The sequence below is a fragment of the Streptosporangium sp. NPDC049644 genome (assembly GCF_040675205.1).
Taxonomy (GTDB): Bacteria; Actinomycetota; Actinomycetes; order Streptosporangiales; family Streptosporangiaceae; genus Streptosporangium; species Streptosporangium fukuiense.
Map to the genome: position 1 here is coordinate 1 of NZ_JBFAOJ010000270.1, position 1,360 is coordinate 1,360.

General features: G+C 68.4%; 2 protein-coding genes and 2 tRNA genes. All 4 read left to right on the forward strand.

The window, feature by feature from the left end; genetic code table 11:
* The first annotated feature begins 144 nt into the window (after positions 1-144).
* Positions 145-220 (forward strand) — tRNA-Met (locus tag AB0J58_RS45040).
* Position 221: 1 nt separating this feature from the next.
* Positions 222-294, forward strand: a tRNA-Arg gene (locus AB0J58_RS45045).
* A gap of 314 nt (positions 295-608) precedes the next feature.
* On the forward strand, positions 609-1,151 hold the full coding sequence (locus tag AB0J58_RS45050) for a DUF2243 domain-containing protein (RefSeq protein ID WP_364228003.1): 543 nt from the start codon (positions 609-611) through the stop codon (positions 1,149-1,151).
* A gap of 5 nt (positions 1,152-1,156) precedes the next feature.
* A partial coding sequence (locus tag AB0J58_RS45055) for a hypothetical protein (RefSeq protein WP_364228006.1) occupies positions 1,157-1,360 on the forward strand: 204 nt, incomplete at its 3' end.

Below are 1,360 nucleotides of genomic sequence, written 5' to 3' on the forward strand. Positions count from 1 at the left end.
GTTTAATTGCGTGGCTCTAAAGACTCCCCATCTCCCGTCGCCCCGCCCCCCCCCTCGCGCCCGGCGCGGGCGGCCTCGCTTTACACATAACCCCCCCCCCCCCCCCCCGTCCCGGACCACGTGGTCCGGGACGGCTTTTTTCTGGGCGGGTGAGGGTGCTGGTGTGCTCGACGGTTTCATAAGCCGTTGTGGGCGGGTTCGATTCCCGCACCCGCTACCAAACCTCTGTGGCGCAGTGGAGAGCGCGCCTGCTTGCGGAGCAGGAGGCCGCTGGTTCGATTCCAGCCAGAGGTGCTGTACCGGGAAACCGGATGCCTACCGTGGCCGAACACCCCGATACGGGAGTGCGCCCCAGTGCGACCTTCCTCGTCGAAGGCCCGGATCCACACCAGGGCCGAGGCTGCGGCATCGCCGTGGCGGAACCGGCCGGCAGATCGCCCGGCAGGACGGCCCGTCGCTTCATGGATCGTGATCCTTCTCGAAAAGATGATGTTTCGGGAACATCATCTTTGCAGTTGGTCGTGCCGACCCGAGGGGGTACCGGGACTCCTGTTCGGTTCTAGGTGGTCGCCTAGAACGTGTTCGGGGGGATGAGGATGGTCGGTTCCGTGGGCGAGAGTCAGGCCGGTGGCCTGCCGGTGAGCCTGAAACTGCCCGGGATCGTGCTGGGCGTGGGGTTGGGCGGGTTCGCCGACGGGATCCTGCTGCACCAGCTGTTGCAGTGGCATCACATGCTCACCGGCACCGACAGCGACAACATCGGGGTGAAGTACTACTCGCCGTACACGGTGCCGGGGTTGGAGATGAACACGGTGTGGGACGGCATCTTCCACACGGTGTGCTGGCTGGCGGTGCTGTGCGGGCTGGCGCTGCTGTACGGACGGCTGGCCCACAACCGGCGGCGGGCTTGGACGTCACGGGTGCTGTGGGGCTGGATCCTGGTGGGATGGGGGTTGTTCAACCTCGTCGAGGGCGTGATCGACCATCACCTCCTGGCCATCCACCACGTGCGCGGCGGACCTTACCGGCTCTGGTGGGACCTGGGCTTCCTCCTTCTGGGCGCGCTGCTGGTCGTCGGCGGCCACCTGCTGCAGCGCAGCGGCGAGCCCTTGCGACCGCGCGACGCCGACGACGGGGGCGGTCTCCGGTGAGTCCTTTGTCCGCCCACGGAGCGCACGGTCATGGGCATGACGGCGGATCGGGCGAGCTGCTCGCGCTGTTGCCGGTGGCGGCCGTGGCGCTCCTGGCCGCCTGCTACCTGCTGCTGTGGCGGCGCGCCCGCCACCGCAACCTCGCGCGCGCACCCCAGGGTGCGCGCGCCGCGGGTTTCATCAACAGCAGCACCCAGCACACCGCGGCC